The following is a 16,716-nucleotide window of genomic DNA, read 5'->3' on the forward strand; positions in this document are numbered from 1 at the left end:
GACGCCGAATGGCCGAAGACGCTAAGCTGCAAGTTGCGGGCAAGGACGTCCAATTTCCGGTACGGTCGGGCACCATCGGTCCCGACGTGATCGACATCCGCAAGCTGTATGCGCAGACCGGCACCTTCACCTACGATCCGGGCTTTACCTCGACCGCCAGCTGCGATTCGGCGCTGACCTATATCGACGGTGACGAAGGCGTGCTGCTGCACCGCGGCTATCCGATCGGGCAGCTGGCCGAAGAGTCGAGCTTCATGGAGGTCGCCTATCTGCTGCTGAACGGCGAACTGCCCTCGGGCGACGAGCTGATCAAGTTCACCGGCACCATCACCCGCCACACCATGCTGCACGAACAGCTTGCCGGCTTCTATCGCGGCTTCCGTCGCGACGCGCATCCGATGGCGGTGATGTGCGGCGTGGTCGGCGCGCTGTCGGCCTTCTATCACGATTCGACCGACATCACCGATCCGCACCAGCGGATGGTCGCGTCGCATCGCCTGATCGCGAAGATGCCGACGATCGCCGCCATGGCGTACAAGTACAGCGTGGGCCAGCCGTTCATCTATCCGAAGAACGACCTGAGCTATACCGGCAACTTCCTGCGGATGACCTTCGGCGTTCCGGCCGAGGAATATGAGGTGAACCCGGTCGTCGAAAAGGCGCTGGACCGCATCTTCATCCTGCACGCCGACCACGAACAGAACGCGTCGACCTCGACCGTGCGTCTCGCCGGTTCGTCGGGCGCCAATCCGTTCGCGTGCATCGCGGCCGGTATCGCCTGCCTATGGGGTCCGGCGCATGGCGGCGCCAACGAAGCCGCGCTCAACATGCTGCGCGAAATCGGCACGCCCGATCGCATCCCGGAATATATCGCCCGCGCCAAGAACAAGGACGATCCGTTCCGCCTGATGGGCTTCGGTCACCGCGTGTACAAGAACTACGACCCGCGCGCGACGGTCATGCAGAAGACGGTGCGCGAAGTGTTCGACTCGCTGGGCGTCAACGATCCGGTGTTCGAAACCGCGCTGCAGCTGGAGGAAATCGCGCTCAACGACGATTACTTCCGCGAAAAGAAGCTGTTCCCGAACGTCGATTTCTATTCGGGCGTCATCCTGTCGGCGATCGGTTTCCCGACCACCATGTTCACCGCGCTGTTCGCGCTCGCCCGCACCGTCGGCTGGGTCGCGCAGTGGAACGAGATGATTTCGGACCCCGAACAGAAGATCGGCCGTCCGCGTCAGCTCTACACCGGCCCCGCACAGCGCGATTACGTGCCGGTGGGTCAGCGCTGAGATGCGCATCGTCCGGCGCACGCTGATGATCGTGGGTGCGATCCTAGCGTTCGTCGGGCTGTTCTGGCTGGGTCAGGGGATGGGTGTCATCCGCTGGCCCGCCAGTTCGTTCATGATCGATCAGTATCTCTGGGTCGTGACCGGATCGGTCACCGGCGCGCTCGGGCTGCTGTTGGTGCTGATCGCCCGGCGCCTGCCCCGTCGCTGACCGGGCCTTTCCCGAGTCGCGCAGCGGCATCGTCGTCGATCGAGTCGCACCGTAATCGGGCGGCGGAGCCGTAGCGTTCGCGCGACGTAAAAATATTTGTGTATCGGCAACGGCGTTCGATCCCGCAAAATGCGCGCTATGCTCTTGTTAGCGCTGCCATTCGTGACTCGAGCCCCGGTCGCGGCCGCCTGTTGCGACCCGTTCGCTTAAATCGATCTTAATCACGTTCTGCGACGACGGTCTCCTGTTTGGGGGCCGACATCGTATGACTTCTACCTTCTTCCTTCCTGCCGGTCTGGCGATGCCATCGATTGCAACGGTGGCCGAGGAACTGCGTGCGCAGCCGCTCGGCGGTGAGGTCGTGCTCGACGCATCGGCCCTGACCGCGCCCGACCTCAGCGTCGTCCAACTCCTTCTCAGCCTTCGTGCCGAAGCCAGGTCGCAGGGCGGCGATGTCCGCCTGTCCGCGCCGGCCGGCGAGGCGCTGACCGCCCTTCTCCATCGCGGCGGCTTCACCGACGCGATGAGCCCCGACGACAACGCCTTCTGGTTCCACGGAGTCCCGCTGCAATGACTGCTTCCATTCTCGCCGTTGATGATTCCGCCAGCCTGCGCATGGCGATCCGCATCGCCCTGACCGGCGCGGGCTATACCGTGACCGAAGCCGGAGACGGCGTGGAGGGTCTGGCCAAGGCCACGTCGACCAAGTTCGACATGATCGTGACCGACCTGAACATGCCGAACATGGACGGACTGTCGATGATCCGCGAACTGCGCAAGCAGCCGGCGCAGGCCGGCGTGCCGATCATCTTCCTGACCACCGAATCCGATCCGGAAATGAAGAACCAGGCAAAGGCCGCCGGCGCGACCGGCTGGCTGGTCAAGCCGTTCGTTCCGGATCAGCTGGTGAAGGTCGCGCGCAAGGTCCTTGGCCGGTGAGCGGCGACGATCCGATCGCCGCCTTCCGCGTGGAGGCGGGCGAGGTGCTGGATCAGGTCGAACAGGGGCTGCTCGACCTCGGGCACGACCTTGGCAATGCCGATCTGGTCAACGCCGTCTTCCGCGGGCTGCACACGCTGAAGGGCTCGGGCGCGATGTTCGGCTTCGATGCACTCGCCGGCTTCACCCATCACTGCGAAACCGCCTTCGACCGCGTGCGCAAGGGGCAGGTTCCGGCGACCGCCGGGCTGGTCGCGGTCATCCTGTCGGCGCAGGACCATATGCGTGCGCTGGTCGACGGTGACGCCCCCAAGGCGGAAGGCGACGCGATCCTCGCCCGCTTGCAGGCGGCGATCGACGAGGCATCGGGCGTCACTTCCGCTGCCGCCCCGACGGCTGCCCGCACCGGCTGGACCGTGTCGTTCAAGCTGCCGGTCGACGCCATGGCCAACGGCACCAATCCGCTGATGCTGCTCGACGAATTGCGCGAGCTGGGCGACTGCACCGTCGTCGCGCGGACCGACGCCATCCCGCCGCCGTCGCAGCTGGTCCCCACCGAATGCCATGTCGGCTGGGACGTCACGCTGATCGGCGACATCAAGCGCGACGATATCGAGGACGTGTTCATCTTCGTGATGGACGACATGGACCTGACCATCGAACCGCTGGCGGTCGAGGGTGAGGAAGCGCCCATCGCCGAAACACCGGCCGTCGTCGAAGAACCCGTCGTCGCCATGGCCGCCACCGCCAGTGCCGACGGCCCCGCCGCCCGCTCGACCGCCAAGGCCGAGGAAAGCGTCCGCGTCCCCGCCGGCCGTCTCGACGCGCTGATGGACCGCGTCGGCGAACTGGTGATCGCGCAGAGCCGCCTCTCGCAGCTTGCCGACCATGGACAGGACCTCGTGCTGCGCTCGGTCTCCGAGGAGATCGAGCGGCTGGCCGGCGAACTGCGCGAAACCATGATGGTGCTGCGCATGGTCCCGGTCGGATCGCTGTTCTCGCGCTTCCGCCGCCTGATCCACGACCTGTCGCGCGATACCGGCAAGACGATCGAGTTCGAGACCGAAGGCGAAGCGACCGAGGTCGACAAGACCGTGATCGAACGCCTGTTCGACCCGATGGTCCACCTGATCCGCAACAGCTGCGACCACGGCCTCGAAACGCCCGAGGACCGCGCCGCCGTCGGCAAGCCCGCCGCCGGCACCGTCCGCCTCGCCGCGCATCAGGCCGGAGGTGAGGTCGTCATCACCATCCGCGACGACGGCCGGGGCATCAACCGCGCCCGCGTCCGTGCGAAGGCGGAAGCGAACGGCCTGATCCAGCCCGACCAGGCGCTCACCGACCACGAACTGCTCCAGATGATCTTCGCGCCCGGTTTCTCGACCGCCGCGACCGTCACCAACCTGTCGGGCCGCGGCGTCGGCATGGACGTGGTGAAGCGCACGATCGAAGGGTTGCGCGGATCGATCGACGTCCAGTCGACCGAAGGCGAAGGATCGCTGATCGCGCTGCGCATTCCGCTGACGCTGGCGATCATCGACGGCCTGCTCGTGCGGGTCGGCACCGGCCGCTACGTCATCCCGCTGACCGCGGTCGAGGAGTGCATCGAGCTGTCGCTGGAAGACGACATGCGCCATCGCGGCCGCAGCCTCATCACGCTGCGCGAAAAGCTGGTGCCGTTCCTGCGCCTGCGCGAACTGTTCGCGACCGACACCCGGCCGGACCCGTTCCAGAAGATCGTGGTCGTCGCCACGCCGATGGGCCGCGTCGGGCTGGTCGTCGACCAGATCATCGGCAACCACCAGACGGTGATCAAGCCGATGTCGGCGCTTCACCGCGACGCCACCACCTTTGCCGGCGCAACGATCCTCGGCGATGGCGAGGTCGCGCTGATCCTCGACATCGCCCAGCTCATCGCGCTCGGCCAGCCTCGTGAGGAGACGCTGCGTGCAGCCGGATGAACAACGCCAGGCGGGGGGCCTGGTCCCGTGGAACAGCGACCGCCAGCTCGAGGTGCTGGTTTTCGACTTGGGGGGTCAAAGCTTCGCGCTCGAGGCGGTGCTGGTCCGCGAAATCCTCGACATGATGCCCGAAACGCGGGTGCCCGGCGCACCCGATCTGGTCGGCCATGTCATCAACTTTCGCGGGCGGATCATTCCGCTGGCCGACCTGCACCTCGCCTTCGGGATGCGCGTGCCGGAAACGACCAAGGACAGCCGCATCGTCGTGATCGAGGCGGAGCTCGGCGGCGAGCCGACCATCCTCGGCCTGCGCACCGACAAGGTGCACGAGGTCGCGACCTTTTCGGCCGCCCATAGCGAGGACGCGCCGGTCGTCGGCCTGCGCTGGCGCCGCGAACATGTCCGCACGCTGATCCGGCATGGCGACGACGATATCGTCGTCCTGCCCGACCTGAATGCGATTTTCCAATCGATCACGCGCGGCGACGTCGCGGGGACGTCGATCCACTAACATTCCATTTGGGGGGGGGTCTCCATGCGTGCAACGATCAAGGTTAAATTGGCCGCCACCTTTGCTGCCGTCATCATACTGCTCGCCGTCGTCATCGGCGTCGGCATCAACAAGATGAGCACACTGAACACCGCGATCAGCGATGTTATCGCCGGTCCGGCGCGCCAGTCGCTGACGGCGCAGCAGATCGATACCGAACAGAGCCAGGCGCTGGCGGATCAGCAGTCGCTGATCCTCAACACCGACGCCAGCCGGATGCAGGGCTATTATGACGCGGTAGTTGCCGGCGAAGGCCGCGTGGACAAACTGATCGCCGAGGGACAGTCGCTCGCGTCCGAGAGCGGCAAGCCCTACTGGGTCGAAGTCGCCAAGAGCTGGACCGAACTCAAGCCCGTTTTCGACCGCATCCGCGACATGGGCAAGGCGAACCAGAACGAGGAGGCCACGCGACTGTCGAACGAGGTGCAGGTTCCGCTGCTCAAGAAGATGAACGCCAGCGTCGATCGGCTCACCGATTTCCAGAGCGCGAACATGAAGGAAGCCGACGAGGCGACCAACGTGCTCTACGCCGAAAGCCGCATGGTCCTGGTCGTCACCGGCATCATCGCCTTCGTCATCGCCGTGCTCGGTGCCGTCTGGATTTCGCTGACCGTCTCGCGCGGCCTGAAGCGCATTACCGTTGCGCTGGACGCGGTTGCCATCGGCGACCTCGACAACGAAGTCACCGTCACGTCGAACGACGAGATCAAGGACCTGGTTGATACCGTCAACCGCATGACCGGTTCGCTGCGCAAGTCGGCGACGCTGGCCGACACCATCGCACAGGGCGACCTGACGGTCAGCCACACCCCGCTGTCGGACAAGGACAAGCTGGGCCATGCGCTGGTGACGATGGTCGAACGCCTGCGCAATGTCGTCGGTGACGCATCGGGTGCGGCCGACAATGTCGCCGCTGGCAGCCAGCAGCTCTCCGCCTCGTCGGAACAGGTGAGCCAGGGCGCGACCGAACAGGCCGCCGCTGCCGAAGAAGCATCCGCTTCGATGGAAGAGATGGCCGCCAACATCAAACAGAATGCCGACAATGCCGCCCAGACGGAGAAGATCGCGCGCCAGTCGTCGAAGGACGCCGAGGCGAGCGGCGTCGCGGTCGACCGTGCGGTCGGTGCGATGCGGGTCATCGCCGAGAAGATCGGCATCGTGCAGGAAATCGCCCGCCAGACCGACCTGCTGGCGCTGAACGCGGCGGTCGAGGCGGCACGTGCCGGCGAACATGGCCGGGGCTTCGCGGTCGTCGCATCGGAAGTCCGCAAGCTGGCCGAACGCAGCCAGACCGCCGCTGCCGAAATCAGCGCGGTGTCGGGCGACACGGTGCAGGCCGCGGCACAGGCAGGCGAGATGCTGACCAAGCTGGTCCCCGACATCCGCCGGACCGCCGAACTGGTCGCAGAGATCAGCGCCGCATGCCGCGAACAGGATATCGGCGCAGCACAGATCAACCAGGCGCTGCAACAGCTCGACACCGTCACGCAGCAGAACGCGTCGGCATCCGAACAGATCACCTCGACCTCCGAGGAACTGGCGGGTCAGGCGAACGAACTGCAGCAGAGCATCGCCTTCTTCCGCGTCGAACATGCCCATGGCAACCGCCGTCCGGCGGCCACCCGCAAGCCGGCGGCACCACGGGCGAAGGCCCCCGCCGCCAGCCGCGCCAAGCCCAACTCGGTCGCCGACCAGCAGGCCCGCGCACGCGGCTTCGCACTCGACCTGACGCAAGGCGGGCCCGACAGCGACGACGCTGCCTTTGGAGAAGCCGCATGACCGACAAGACGCCGATGCAGGTCGTGACCTTCGGCCTGGGTGAGGAAGTGTTCGCGGTTCCGGTGACCATGGTCCGCGAAATCCTCGACTATCGCCCCGCCTTTCGCGTGCCGAACGGCCCGGCCTGGATGCTCGGCATCACCGATGTCCGGGGACAGGGTGTGCCGATGATCGACCTGCGGATGCGGCTGGGGCTCAGCGCGGTCGAACCGACGCTGGCGACCCGGGTGCTGATCGTCGACGTGATACTGGCCGACCGGATGCTGTCGCTGGGCCTGGTGGTCGACCGGGTGATCGCGGTCGCGACCTTCGAACGCGAACGGCTCGAAGCCGCGCCGGACATCGGGCTGCGCTGGCGGTCCGACTATATTGCCGGCGTCGTCCGTGAAGCCGATGGCTTCGTCGTCATCATCGACGCAGCGCAGGTCTTCTCCAACGACGACGGCGCGATCGCGACCCTCGCCACCGCCGCCTGACCTGCCCCGCGCCGCGTCCGCCGGACGGATGCGGCGCGGACAGACGCCCGACCGACCACGGCCTGGACAACCATAATAATAAGGATGCCATTCATGTCGCTGCTGTCGCACTTCAACCGCACGTCCCGGCCCGCCGCGGCGATCGCGGAAATCCATGCGCTGACCCGATCGATCGCCGCCGGCGATCTGTCGCAGCGCCTGCGCGAGGACGTCGCGACCGACGAGGCGCGCGAGCTGCTGGCGGCGGTCAACGCACTGCTCGACACGGCGCTGGGTCCGGTCGCGCGGCTGGAAGTGGCGATGGTCCATGTCCTCACCGAACATGATCGCGGCGACATCGACGTCATGCTTGCGCCCGATACGTTCCCCGGCGACGTCGGCCGGATCGCGGATCAGGTGAACCGACTGGTCGGCGCCCATATCGACACCAAGAAGGCGGCAATGGGCTGCGTCCGCGAACTGGCGAACGGCCATTTCGACGCGCCCTTCGCCTCGCTGCCGGGCAAGAAGGCGTTCATCAACGGCGCGATCGAGACGCTGCGCGGCAATCTGCGCACGCTGATCGCCGAAATGAACCACATGTCGGCCGAACATGATCGCGGCGACATCGACGTACAGGTCGCGGCCGACAAATTCCCCGGCGATTTCGCCACGATGGCGACCGGCATCAATACCATGGTCGCCGGCCATATCGCGGTGAAGAAGAAGGCGATGGCCTGTATCAAGGCATTTGGGGAGGGCGATTTCGAAGCAACGCTCGAACCCTTCCCCGGTAAGAAGGCGTTCATCAACGACACCATCGAAACGCTCCGCCGCAACTTCAAGGAAATCTCGGGCGAGATCCAGCGCCTGATCGGTGCCGCGACCGCCGGACAGCTTGGTGAGCGGGGCGACGCCACCCGGTTCGCGGGCGATTATGCCGCGATCATCGCCGGCATCAACGGCATGCTCGACGCGATCATCCTGCCGATTGCCGAGGGTAACCGCGTGCTCGACCGCGTCAGCACCGGCGACCTGACCGGGCGCGTCGACATTGCGTGCGACGGCGATCATCAGCGGATGAAGGACGCGATCAACCGTCTGGTCGACAATCTGTCGCACTTCGCGGGCGAGGTCGCCTTCGCTTCGGATCAGGTCGCCTCGGGCAGCCAGCAGCTCTCCGCCGCGGCCGAACAGGTGAGCCAGGGCGCGACCGAACAGGCCGCCGCCGCCGAACAGGCATCGTCGTCGATGGAGGAGATGGCGGCGAACATCAAACAGAATGCCGACAATGCCGCCCAGACCGAAAAGATCGCGCGCCAGTCGTCGAAGGACGCCGAAACGAGCGGCATCGCGGTCGATCGCGCGGTAGGTGCGATGCGGACCATCGTCGAAAAGATCGGCATCGTGCAGGAAATCGCGCGTCAAACCGATCTGCTGGCGCTGAACGCAGCGGTGGAGGCGGCGCGCGCCGGCGAACATGGTCGCGGCTTCGCGGTCGTCGCGGCCGAAGTCCGCAAGCTCGCCGAACGCAGCCAGAACGCCGCCGCCGAAATCAACGCGGTTTCGTCCGACACGGTCAAGGCCGCGGGTGAGGCGGGCGAGATGCTCGCCCGGCTGGTGCCCGACATTCGCCGGACCGCCGAACTGGTGTCGGAAATCAGCGCCGCGTGCCGCGAACAGGATATCGGCGCATCGCAGATCAACCAGGCGCTGCAACAACTCGACACGGTGACGCAGCAGAACGCCTCCGCCTCGGACGAGATTTCGTCGACCGCCGATCAGCTGGCCGGCCAGGCCGAAGAGCTTCAGGCCAGCATCGCCTTCTTCCAGCTTGCCGAAGGGGCAACGGCGCCCGCCCCGGTCGTCCGTCCCGCCAAGGCGAAACCTGCCAAGGCGATCAAGGCCAAGCCTGCGCCCAAGGCCCGTCGCGGCAGCATCGCCGACCAGCAGTCCCGCGTACGCGGCTTCGCGCTCGACCTGTCGCAGGGCGGCAGCGACGACGAAGACGCCGACTTCGGTCGGGCGGCCTGACCGCCGCACCGCCCTTCTCCCTGCTCCGACGACGTGACCGTCGCCGCCACGTCGATCGAATGGAACCCGCCCTATGTCCGCCTTGCCCGCCCCCTCCCCCGATCTCGACCGGCTCAGCCCGCACAAGTTCGCGAAGCTGTCGGCGCTGATCTATGACAAGACCGGCATCAAGATGCCCGCGACCAAGGTCACGATGCTGCAAGGGCGGCTGCAACGGCGGCTGCGCGAAGTCGGCATCGCGACGCTGGATGCCTATTGCGACCATCTGTTCGACGGCAGCGCACATCCCGACGAGATCATCAACCTGATCAACGCGGTGACGACGAACAAGACCGACTTCTTTCGCGAACCCGGCCATTTCGACTTCATGGCAAAGACCGCGCTGCCAACGCTGGCGGACAGCGGCCGGCGCCGCATCCGCGCGTGGAGCGCGGCCTGCTCGACCGGTGCCGAACCCTATACGATGGCGATGGTGCTCGACCAGTTCGCGCAGAAGAGCGGAGTGGACTATGGCATCCTCGCCACCGACATCGACACCACCGTCCTCGAAACCGCGCGGCGCGGCATATACCCGACCGAAATGGTCGAACCGGTGCCGGCGTCGCTGCGCCAGCGCTATGTCGCCGTCTCGCGCGATCGCAAGGCGAACCAGGTGCGGATGGTGCCGGCCCTGCGCTCGGCGATCGGTTTCGCGCGGCTGAACCTGATGGAGGAACGCTATCCGGTCGGCGAACCGATGGACCTCATCTTCTGCCGCAACGTGCTCATCTATTTCGACAAGGAGACGCAGGAGCGGGTCGTGCGCCGGCTGTGCGCCAATCTGCGGCCCGGCGGCTATCTGTTCCTCGGCCATTCGGAATCGATCGCCGGCATGGACCTGCCCGTCCGGACCGTCTCCTACACCGTCTTCACGAAAGACTGACATGTCCAAGATCCGCGTCCTGATCATCGACGACAGCGCCAGCGTCCGCCAGGCGATGACGGCGATCCTGAGCGAAGACCCCGCGATCGAGGTGATTGCCGCCGCCGCCGACCCCTTCGCCGCCGCGCGCCACATCCAGGAGGAAATTCCCGACGTCATCACGCTCGACGTCGAGATGCCCCGCATGGACGGCGTCACCTTCCTGCGCAAGCTGATGAGCCAGAAGCCGATCCCGGTCGTCATGTGCTCCTCGCTGGTCGAGGAAGGGTCGGAAACCCTGCTCCAGGCGCTGGAAGCCGGTGCGGTCGACGTCATCCTGAAGCCGCGCATGGGTGTCGCCGACCATCTGAACGACGCCAAGATGCGGATTCGCGAAACGGTGAAGGGCGCCGCCCGCGCCCGTGTCCGCACCCGCAGCGCCAGCCGGCTCAACTCGCCCGCCGCAAAGCTCACCGCCGATGCCGTGCTGCCGCCGCCGACCGGCCGGGCGATGAGCCGCACGACCGAGATGGTCGTCTGCATCGGCGCCTCGACCGGCGGGACCGAAGCGCTGCGCGAGGTGCTGGAGGCGTTGCCCGCCAACTCGCCCGGCATCGTCATCGTGCAGCACATGCCCGAAAGCTTCACACGCGCCTTCGCGAAGCGGCTGAACGGCCTGTGCCAGGTCGATGTGAAGGAGGCCGAGGATGGCGACACCGTCATGCGCGGCCACGTACTGATCGCGCCGGGCGGCCTGCGCCACATGATGCTGGAGCGGCAGGGCGCGCGCTATGTCGTGGCGATCAAGGAAGGCCCGCTGGTATCGCGCCATCGCCCGTCGGTCGACGTCCTGTTCCGCTCCGCCGCGCGCAACGCCGGGTCGAATGCGGTCGGGATCATCATGACCGGCATGGGCGACGACGGCGCGCGCGGGCTGCTCGAAATGAAACAGGCCGGCGCCCGCACCTTCGCGCAGGATGAAGCGACGTCGGTCGTGTTCGGCATGCCCAAGGAAGCCATCGCCCGTGGCGCTGCCGACCGGGTCGTCCCGCTCAGCGCCATCGCCCGCGAATTGTTGCAGGCGACCGCGCGATGATCGGTGCGCCCCGCCCCGCCCCCTTCTCCGTTCAGGACTGACGCCATGCACCATATCCGCATCGACACCGACACCGCCGAAGCCCTGAACCTGTCCGACCTGAAGCGCAATCTGGCGATGGTCGCGGCGGGGATGGACGCGCGGTTCGTCCGCGCCGGATCGACCCTGTCGACCGCGATCGAGACGATCGACCGTATCATCCACTCGATCGACGGCGTCACCGGCGCACTCGACGAAAGCGTCGCTGGCATCGCGGTGTCGAGCCTGAAATCGGTCGCCGGACAGCTCGACGCCCTGCCCGTCGTACAGGCGGGGCGTGAGGCGGACATGGCCCGGATCGGTGCGGCATCGCGGGTACTGCGCGATCACGTCATGGACATGCGCCAGGCGCTTCGCGTGCTGCACATCTATGGCATGAACATCAAGATCGCGGCATCGGGCGAGGCGGCTTTCGTGGGCTTCGTCAACGACATGGGGCAACGTCTTGCCACCGGTGAAGAACATCTCGAAGGGTTCCTCGCCAAGCTGAAGGAACTGTCGGGCAGCGTCGGCAGCGTGCAGCAGGCCGGCCGCCTGCTCGCCGCCGAGGCGCGCAAGATCCTGCCCGCCGTGCCGCAGCGCCTTACCCGCGATGCCGACGCGCTCAACGGCCATCTGGGCGACGTCGCATCGATGGCGCGGCAGGTGGCGGAGATCGCGCGAACCGTGCAGGGTCGTGTCGCGACGATGCTCGGCGCGTTGCAGGTCGGCGACAGCACGCGGCAGCGGCTGGAGCATGTCGTGTCGGGCCTGCAACTGCTCGACGGCTGCACGCGCGAACTGGCGCCGGCGCCGCAGGCCGAGGTGACGGCGGTGGTCCACCACCTGCTCGCCGCGCTGCTCGAAACCAGCGCTGCCGATTTCGACCGCGACGCCGCGCTGCTCGTCGCCAGCCTGAAGGCGTTGCAGCCCGACACCGCCGCGCTGCTCGACCTGATCGACGACGGCACCGGGCGCAACGGCCGCCCGTTCCTCGTCCAGATCGAGGAGGCCGTGGGCGAAGTCGCGATCATCACCGTGCAGTTGCAGGAAGCCGACCATCGCTCCGGCGCGATGCTGGGCCTCATCACCGAAACCGTCGACGAACTGACCGGCCGCCTCGAACAGCTGCAACGCGTGCAGTTCAACGTGCAGGACATCGCCACCAACACCCGCCTGCTGTGCCGCCGCCATGGCGATCTGGGCAAGGCGGTGTCGGTCGTCGCGGGCGAAGTCGATATCTATGCCCATTCGCTCGGCAATGCGATGCGCGGCATCGGCCAGCCGATCCGCGAACTGTCCGACGTCAACGCGCTCCTCGCCCAGAAGCGCGGGGTCGAGGGGGACAGCGACATGGGGACCAAGCTGTCGCAGGCGCTGGTCGTCATCCGCGAAGGATGCCAGCGCACCGATCTGGCCGTTCGCGAGGGCGGCGACGATGCCCGCCAGTTGATCGAACTGCTGACGATCGCCGGCGACGAGATCGGCGCCGAGCTGCAACTGGGCGCGAACATGCGTCAGGCGGCGATCCTGCTGTCGGCGGCGCCGCACATCGACCAGCTGTCGGACGAAGCCCATGCCGCACTTGCCGGCCTGCTGCCGCAGATTTTCGCGCTCTACACCATGGCGCAGGAACGCGACGTCCACACCGCCAACGTGCCCCATGCCTTCGCCGTCACGACCGCCGTCGTCGAAACCGACGACGACGACGACGGCCTGTTCTGATCGATCGGCCGGGGGCGCAAGCCTTTGCACCTCCGGCCAAAGGCGGATAAGCGGTAGCGGGTGACGACCGACCTTACCCGTTCGCAACGATTGAAAGCCGCGACCGCGACGATCCACGATACGCTGGACCAGCGGATCATGGCCCTCGATCCCTTCTCGTCGCCTGCACGCTATGTCTGCTTCCTGCGCGCGCAGCAGGCGTTTCACGATGCCCTCGCGCCGCTCTATGCCGCACCCACGATGCAGGCGCTGATCCCGGATCTGGCGGAACGCGACCGATCGGCGGCGATCGCGGCGGACATTGCCGACCTCACCCTGCCGCTACCGGCTGTGCCCGACGCTCGACCGGTAGAGCCTGTCGACATGTCGACGTCGCTCGGCTGGCTCTACGTCGCCGAAGGATCGTCGCTGGGCGCGGCCTTCCTGCTGAAGGCAGCGCAGCGGATCGGCCTGTCGACCGATCATGGCGCACGCCATCTCGCCGGTCATCCCGAAGGGCGTGCGGCGCATTGGCGGCGCTTCACCGCGCGGATCGACGACGCGACGATGACTGCCGAGGACGAAGACCGCATGATCGCCGCCGCCCGCGATGCCTTTACCCGGTTCCGCACGCTGGTCGACGCCGCCTTCGCCTGAGGCGTCAATCGGCAGCGGCCGCCAGCGACTCCCGCACCCGCGTCAGCGCCATCTCCACCGGCTCGTGCTCGCCCATCAGCGCGAAGCTGCCGGTAATGTCGAACAGGCAATGACCATGCACCGTGGCGACCAGCGATCGGGCCAGCGTCGCCGCCCGATCGGCATGATCGGGGCCCAGCGCGGCCGCGACCTCGTCGACGACGATCCGGGTCAGCTCGCCGCGCTGCCGGCCCTGCGCCTCCTCCATCACGAAATCGTCCGGCAGGTGATGTTCGTAGATCGCCCGCCACAAATTGCGGTTGGTCCTCGCGAAGGTGAAATAGCTTTCCACCAGGCAGCGGATGCGATCCTCCGGCCCGGCGGCCAGCGCCGCGGTCAGGTCGCGCGCCCATAGCTGGAATGTGCGGGTGTTGAGCGCGACCAGAAACCGGTCATAGCTGCCGAACACATTGTAGAGCGTGCCGATCGAATAACCGATCCGCTTGGCCACCTCGCGCGCGGAAAACCGGGCGAACCCAACTTCGGCCAGATGACGATGCCCTTCGGTCAGGAGCATCTGTTCGATTTCCTGCCGGCTGTGATCCGATCTGCGTCCCATCGACGGTCCGATGCCATATCGGACCAGCCGGGTCGATCCTTCGGTGCGTTCAGTCCGGGGCGAACCGGCCCGGCAGCATCAGGACGAACCGCGCCCCCTGCCCCGGCGCGCTGTCGACCAGGATGTCGCCCCGCATCGCCCGCGCCAGCCGCCGCGCGATGTATAGCCCCAGCCCGCTGCCCCCCGCCTCGGTCGGGTCGACCCGCCCGAACTTCGCGAAGATGCGCTCCTGATCGGCGGGGGCAATGCCCTTGCCCTGATCGCCGACGATCACGCAGGCATCGTCGCCGTCGCGTTCCAGCAATATCCATACCGTCCCGCCGGGCGGCGAATAGCGGACCGCATTGCCGATCAGGTTGACCAGGATTTGCAGCACGCGGCGAAACTCGCCGCTCGCCGGCATGGCTTCGTCGAACGACGGGCGCTCGATCCGCACATCGCCCTGCGCCGCGCGCACCGCCAGCAACCCCGCCGCGCGCCGCGCGACATCGGCCAGGTCGAGGTCCTCGACCGCGACCGCGAAGTCCGCCCGCTCGATCGCCGACAGATCCTCCAGATCATCGACCAGCCCCAGCAGATGCCGCCCCGCGCTGGCGATATCTGCAGCATAGGCGACGTAATCGTCGCGCAGCGGCCCGTCGGCCTGCGCGGACATGCTGTCGGCATTGGCGATGATCCGGCCCAGCGGATCGCGCAGCGCCCGGCCGATCCGGCGGCTGAACCCGTCGGGCAGGTCGGATGCAACCTCGTCCGGCTGCGCCGGCACGTCCCCTGGCGACAGGTCGCGTGCCGCGCCGTCGAACCCGGCGAACTGGCCATTGGCATCGGCGCGCGGCACCGCCGACAGCCGGACGCGATGCGCCGTCCCGCGGATCGCCGCTTCCTGTCCGTCGAACCACGCTTGTGCCGCCAGCGCGCTCAGGATCGGAAAGCCCCCATCGCCATCGTCGTTCAGCGCGAACAGCCGCGTGATCGGCTGGCCCAGCACCGCCTGCGGATCGAAGCCCAGCCGGGCGGCGGCATGATCCGACACATGGGTCAGGTGCAGCGCGGCATCGGTGGTCCATAGCCAGTCGGCATCCGAACGCAGGAAATCCGCCTCGCGCCGATGCGCCGGCTCGGCCTCCCACGGTGCGCCCGCCTGCCAGCCGCTCACCTCCAGCCTGATGCCCAGCTCGTCCGGCTCGGCCCGCACCGTCAGCGCGATATCGTCCTCGCCATCGGCGGCGACGATCGGGCGGGTGAGCGCGATGCCCAGCCGCTGCACCAGCCGCACCAGCGCGGCGATCTGCGGCACCGCGACCGGCTGTCCCGGGGCACCGCCGGCGCGGCGGTTCAGTTCGGCCAGACGCGGCTCGGCATCGAGCAGCAGCCCGTCGGCCGACAATCGTCCGATCGCGGGCGCCGCACCGGGGCGATGATCGTTCACGCCCCCGCCCCCAGCGCCAGCATCGCCGCGTGATAATCGGCATCCAGCGCCATCGGCGCCAGCGCGATGCGCGCGGCGTCGGGCGTCACTTCCATGATGACGTCGATCCGATCGGCGAACCCCTCGACATCGCGTACCGGTTCGGACTCGGCCAGTGCAAAGCCGATCCGCGCGATCGTCGCCCGGTCGACCGCGAGCGCGCGCAGCACGACCCAGAGCCGCGCACCGTCCGGGTCGATCACCAGATCGCGCACCCGTTCGAACGCCAGCCCGCTCGCCCGCGCGACCAGTGCCGTGAACAGGATCAGCCGCCCGTCGCCGATCGCCTCGGCCAGCAAGGCCCCGACTTCCTCGCCCTGCGGCTCGATCGCCTGCGCCAACCGCATCGCGGCGACCTCCAGCGGGACCAGCTCGCTCTGCGCGTCGATCGCCCGTCGCACCGACTCGGCCAGCGCCGCATCGACCATCGCGATCTGCTCGCCCGCACCCGCCATCTCGCGCAGCGCCGCCGCGACCCACCATGCCAGTCGCGCGTACAGCGGCCGGACCAGTTCGACCGCCGCCGGAACTCCCACGACCATGCCCCCGCGCCGCGCCTGCGCCGCCAGCATCGACACGGCCGCCGCGGCGACCAGCCGGTCGCTCGACTGCGCCAGCCGCGCGACCATCGTCGGCCCGTCGCCAGCGCCCGTGACCATCACCGGCAACCCCTGCGCGATCGCATCCAGCCGCACCCGCGCGAACAACTCGCCGAACAGCGCCGGGTCGCGGAACAGCCCGGCCCGCACCACCCGGTCGAACGGCGATCCCGCCCCGCGCAGCCCCTGCGCCAGCGCCGCCTGCCCCCGCGCGGTCAACAGCCGGATGGCGTGATCCCGCACCGTCGCATCGATGCCGCCGACCATCGCCCGCATCACCGCGTCCAGCGCGGCGGCGGTCCGGTCGTCGATCCGCGCATCGTCGGGCAGATGGAAATGCTCGGCCGCCGCGCGCAGCCGCCGATGCCCCGCCCGCTCCGCTGCAGCGACATGGTCCAGCAGCAGAATGGCGGCAGCGCTGGCCTCGCGGGAATCGATCGGGTCGATGGACATGGTT

Annotated in this window: 16 protein-coding genes; 13 read left to right on the forward strand and 3 right to left on the reverse strand. The window is 67.6% G+C overall.

The window, feature by feature from the left end; all coding sequences use genetic code 11:
- Positions 1 to 8 precede the first annotated feature (8 nt).
- The 13 genes from AVT10_RS17165 (at position 9) to AVT10_RS17225 (ending at position 13,594) form a co-directional block, all read left to right on the forward strand.
- On the forward strand, positions 9 to 1,292 hold the full coding sequence (locus AVT10_RS17165) for a citrate synthase (protein WP_066694331.1): 1,284 nt from the start codon (positions 9 to 11) through the stop codon (positions 1,290 to 1,292).
- A gap of 1 nt (position 1,293) precedes the next feature.
- Entirely contained in the window at positions 1,294 to 1,500 is a 207-nt protein-coding gene (locus AVT10_RS17170; RefSeq protein WP_066694334.1) for a hypothetical protein, read from the forward strand.
- 301 nt (positions 1,501 to 1,801) lie between these two features.
- Positions 1,802 to 2,074, forward strand: a complete 273-nt coding sequence (locus tag AVT10_RS17175; RefSeq protein WP_066694337.1) for an STAS domain-containing protein — start codon at positions 1,802 to 1,804, stop codon at positions 2,072 to 2,074.
- Positions 2,071 to 2,439, forward strand: coding sequence for a response regulator (locus AVT10_RS17180; RefSeq protein ID WP_066694346.1), 369 nt, complete (start codon positions 2,071 to 2,073; stop codon positions 2,437 to 2,439). The genes AVT10_RS17175 and AVT10_RS17180 overlap by 4 nt, the downstream gene beginning before the upstream one ends.
- Complete coding sequence (locus AVT10_RS17185) at positions 2,436 to 4,400, forward strand: chemotaxis protein CheA (RefSeq protein WP_066694347.1); 1,965 nt, start codon at positions 2,436 to 2,438, stop codon at positions 4,398 to 4,400. Before AVT10_RS17180 ends, AVT10_RS17185 begins: the two co-directional genes overlap by 4 nt.
- Entirely contained in the window at positions 4,387 to 4,911 is a 525-nt protein-coding gene (locus tag AVT10_RS17190) for a chemotaxis protein CheW (protein WP_066694349.1), read from the forward strand. Before AVT10_RS17185 ends, AVT10_RS17190 begins: the two co-directional genes overlap by 14 nt.
- A 24-nt stretch (positions 4,912 to 4,935) precedes the next feature.
- Positions 4,936 to 6,729, forward strand: coding sequence for a methyl-accepting chemotaxis protein (locus AVT10_RS17195; RefSeq protein ID WP_066694351.1), 1,794 nt, complete (start codon positions 4,936 to 4,938; stop codon positions 6,727 to 6,729).
- The gene (locus AVT10_RS17200; RefSeq protein ID WP_066694353.1) at positions 6,726 to 7,205 is read left to right on the forward strand and encodes a chemotaxis protein CheW; all 480 of its coding nucleotides are present in this window, start codon (positions 6,726 to 6,728) and stop codon (positions 7,203 to 7,205) included. Before AVT10_RS17195 ends, AVT10_RS17200 begins: the two co-directional genes overlap by 4 nt.
- Before the next feature lie 93 nt (positions 7,206 to 7,298).
- The gene (locus AVT10_RS17205) at positions 7,299 to 9,218 is read left to right on the forward strand and encodes a methyl-accepting chemotaxis protein (protein ID WP_198158628.1); all 1,920 of its coding nucleotides are present in this window, start codon (positions 7,299 to 7,301) and stop codon (positions 9,216 to 9,218) included.
- 73 nt (positions 9,219 to 9,291) lie between these two features.
- Entirely contained in the window at positions 9,292 to 10,140 is an 849-nt protein-coding gene (locus tag AVT10_RS17210; protein WP_066694355.1) for a CheR family methyltransferase, read from the forward strand.
- Position 10,141: 1 nt separating this feature from the next.
- Positions 10,142 to 11,215 (forward strand): protein-glutamate methylesterase/protein-glutamine glutaminase, encoded by a 1,074-nt coding sequence (locus AVT10_RS17215; protein WP_066694356.1) that lies wholly within the window; start codon positions 10,142 to 10,144, stop codon positions 11,213 to 11,215.
- A gap of 45 nt (positions 11,216 to 11,260) precedes the next feature.
- A complete protein-coding gene (locus tag AVT10_RS17220; RefSeq protein ID WP_066694357.1) occupies positions 11,261 to 12,958 on the forward strand; it encodes a hypothetical protein in 1,698 nt (565 codons plus the stop codon).
- A 60-nt stretch (positions 12,959 to 13,018) separates the two neighbouring features.
- Complete coding sequence (locus AVT10_RS17225; RefSeq protein ID WP_066694359.1) at positions 13,019 to 13,594, forward strand: biliverdin-producing heme oxygenase; 576 nt, start codon at positions 13,019 to 13,021, stop codon at positions 13,592 to 13,594.
- A 4-nt stretch (positions 13,595 to 13,598) separates the two neighbouring features.
- Here the strand turns inward: AVT10_RS17225 and AVT10_RS17230 are convergent, their stop codons facing one another.
- The 3 genes from AVT10_RS17230 to AVT10_RS17240 are packed head-to-tail and all read right to left on the reverse strand — an operon-like array spanning position 13,599 to position 16,712.
- Positions 13,599 to 14,192, reverse strand: coding sequence for a TetR/AcrR family transcriptional regulator (locus AVT10_RS17230; RefSeq protein WP_066694362.1), 594 nt, complete (start codon positions 14,190 to 14,192; stop codon positions 13,599 to 13,601).
- Positions 14,193 to 14,241: 49 nt separating this feature from the next.
- Complete coding sequence (locus AVT10_RS17235) at positions 14,242 to 15,621, reverse strand: PAS domain-containing sensor histidine kinase (protein ID WP_066694364.1); 1,380 nt, start codon at positions 15,619 to 15,621, stop codon at positions 14,242 to 14,244.
- The gene (locus AVT10_RS17240; RefSeq protein WP_066694366.1) at positions 15,618 to 16,712 is read right to left on the reverse strand and encodes a DUF2336 domain-containing protein; all 1,095 of its coding nucleotides are present in this window, start codon (positions 16,710 to 16,712) and stop codon (positions 15,618 to 15,620) included. The genes AVT10_RS17235 and AVT10_RS17240 overlap by 4 nt, the downstream gene beginning before the upstream one ends.
- Positions 16,713 to 16,716: the final 4 nt, after the last annotated feature.

The organism is Sphingomonas hankookensis (assembly GCF_001619955.1).
In the GTDB taxonomy this organism is placed as follows: Bacteria; Pseudomonadota; Alphaproteobacteria; order Sphingomonadales; family Sphingomonadaceae; genus Sphingomonas; species Sphingomonas hankookensis_A.

Bases quoted from the DNA above. Each gene is read 5' to 3' on its own strand.
- AVT10_RS17200 (WP_066694353.1), top strand. From the start codon at position 6,726: ATGACCGACAAGACGCCGATGCAGGTCGTGACCTTCGGCCTGGGTGAG.
- AVT10_RS17210 (WP_066694355.1), top strand. From the start codon at position 9,292: ATGTCCGCCTTGCCCGCCCCCTCCCCCGATCTCGACCGGCTCAGCCCG.
- AVT10_RS17180 (WP_066694346.1), top strand. From the start codon at position 2,071: ATGACTGCTTCCATTCTCGCCGTTGATGATTCCGCCAGCCTGCGCATG.
- AVT10_RS17195 (WP_066694351.1), top strand. From the start codon at position 4,936: ATGCGTGCAACGATCAAGGTTAAATTGGCCGCCACCTTTGCTGCCGTC.
- AVT10_RS17165 (WP_066694331.1), top strand. From the start codon at position 9: ATGGCCGAAGACGCTAAGCTGCAAGTTGCGGGCAAGGACGTCCAATTT.
- AVT10_RS17205 (WP_198158628.1), top strand. From the start codon at position 7,299: ATGTCGCTGCTGTCGCACTTCAACCGCACGTCCCGGCCCGCCGCGGCG.
- AVT10_RS17240 (WP_066694366.1), bottom strand. From the start codon at position 16,712: ATGTCCATCGACCCGATCGATTCCCGCGAGGCCAGCGCTGCCGCCATT.
- AVT10_RS17230 (WP_066694362.1), bottom strand. From the start codon at position 14,192: ATGGGACGCAGATCGGATCACAGCCGGCAGGAAATCGAACAGATGCTC.
- AVT10_RS17220 (WP_066694357.1), top strand. From the start codon at position 11,261: ATGCACCATATCCGCATCGACACCGACACCGCCGAAGCCCTGAACCTG.
- AVT10_RS17175 (WP_066694337.1), top strand. From the start codon at position 1,802: ATGCCATCGATTGCAACGGTGGCCGAGGAACTGCGTGCGCAGCCGCTC.
- AVT10_RS17215 (WP_066694356.1), top strand. From the start codon at position 10,142: ATGTCCAAGATCCGCGTCCTGATCATCGACGACAGCGCCAGCGTCCGC.
- AVT10_RS17170 (WP_066694334.1), top strand. From the start codon at position 1,294: ATGCGCATCGTCCGGCGCACGCTGATGATCGTGGGTGCGATCCTAGCG.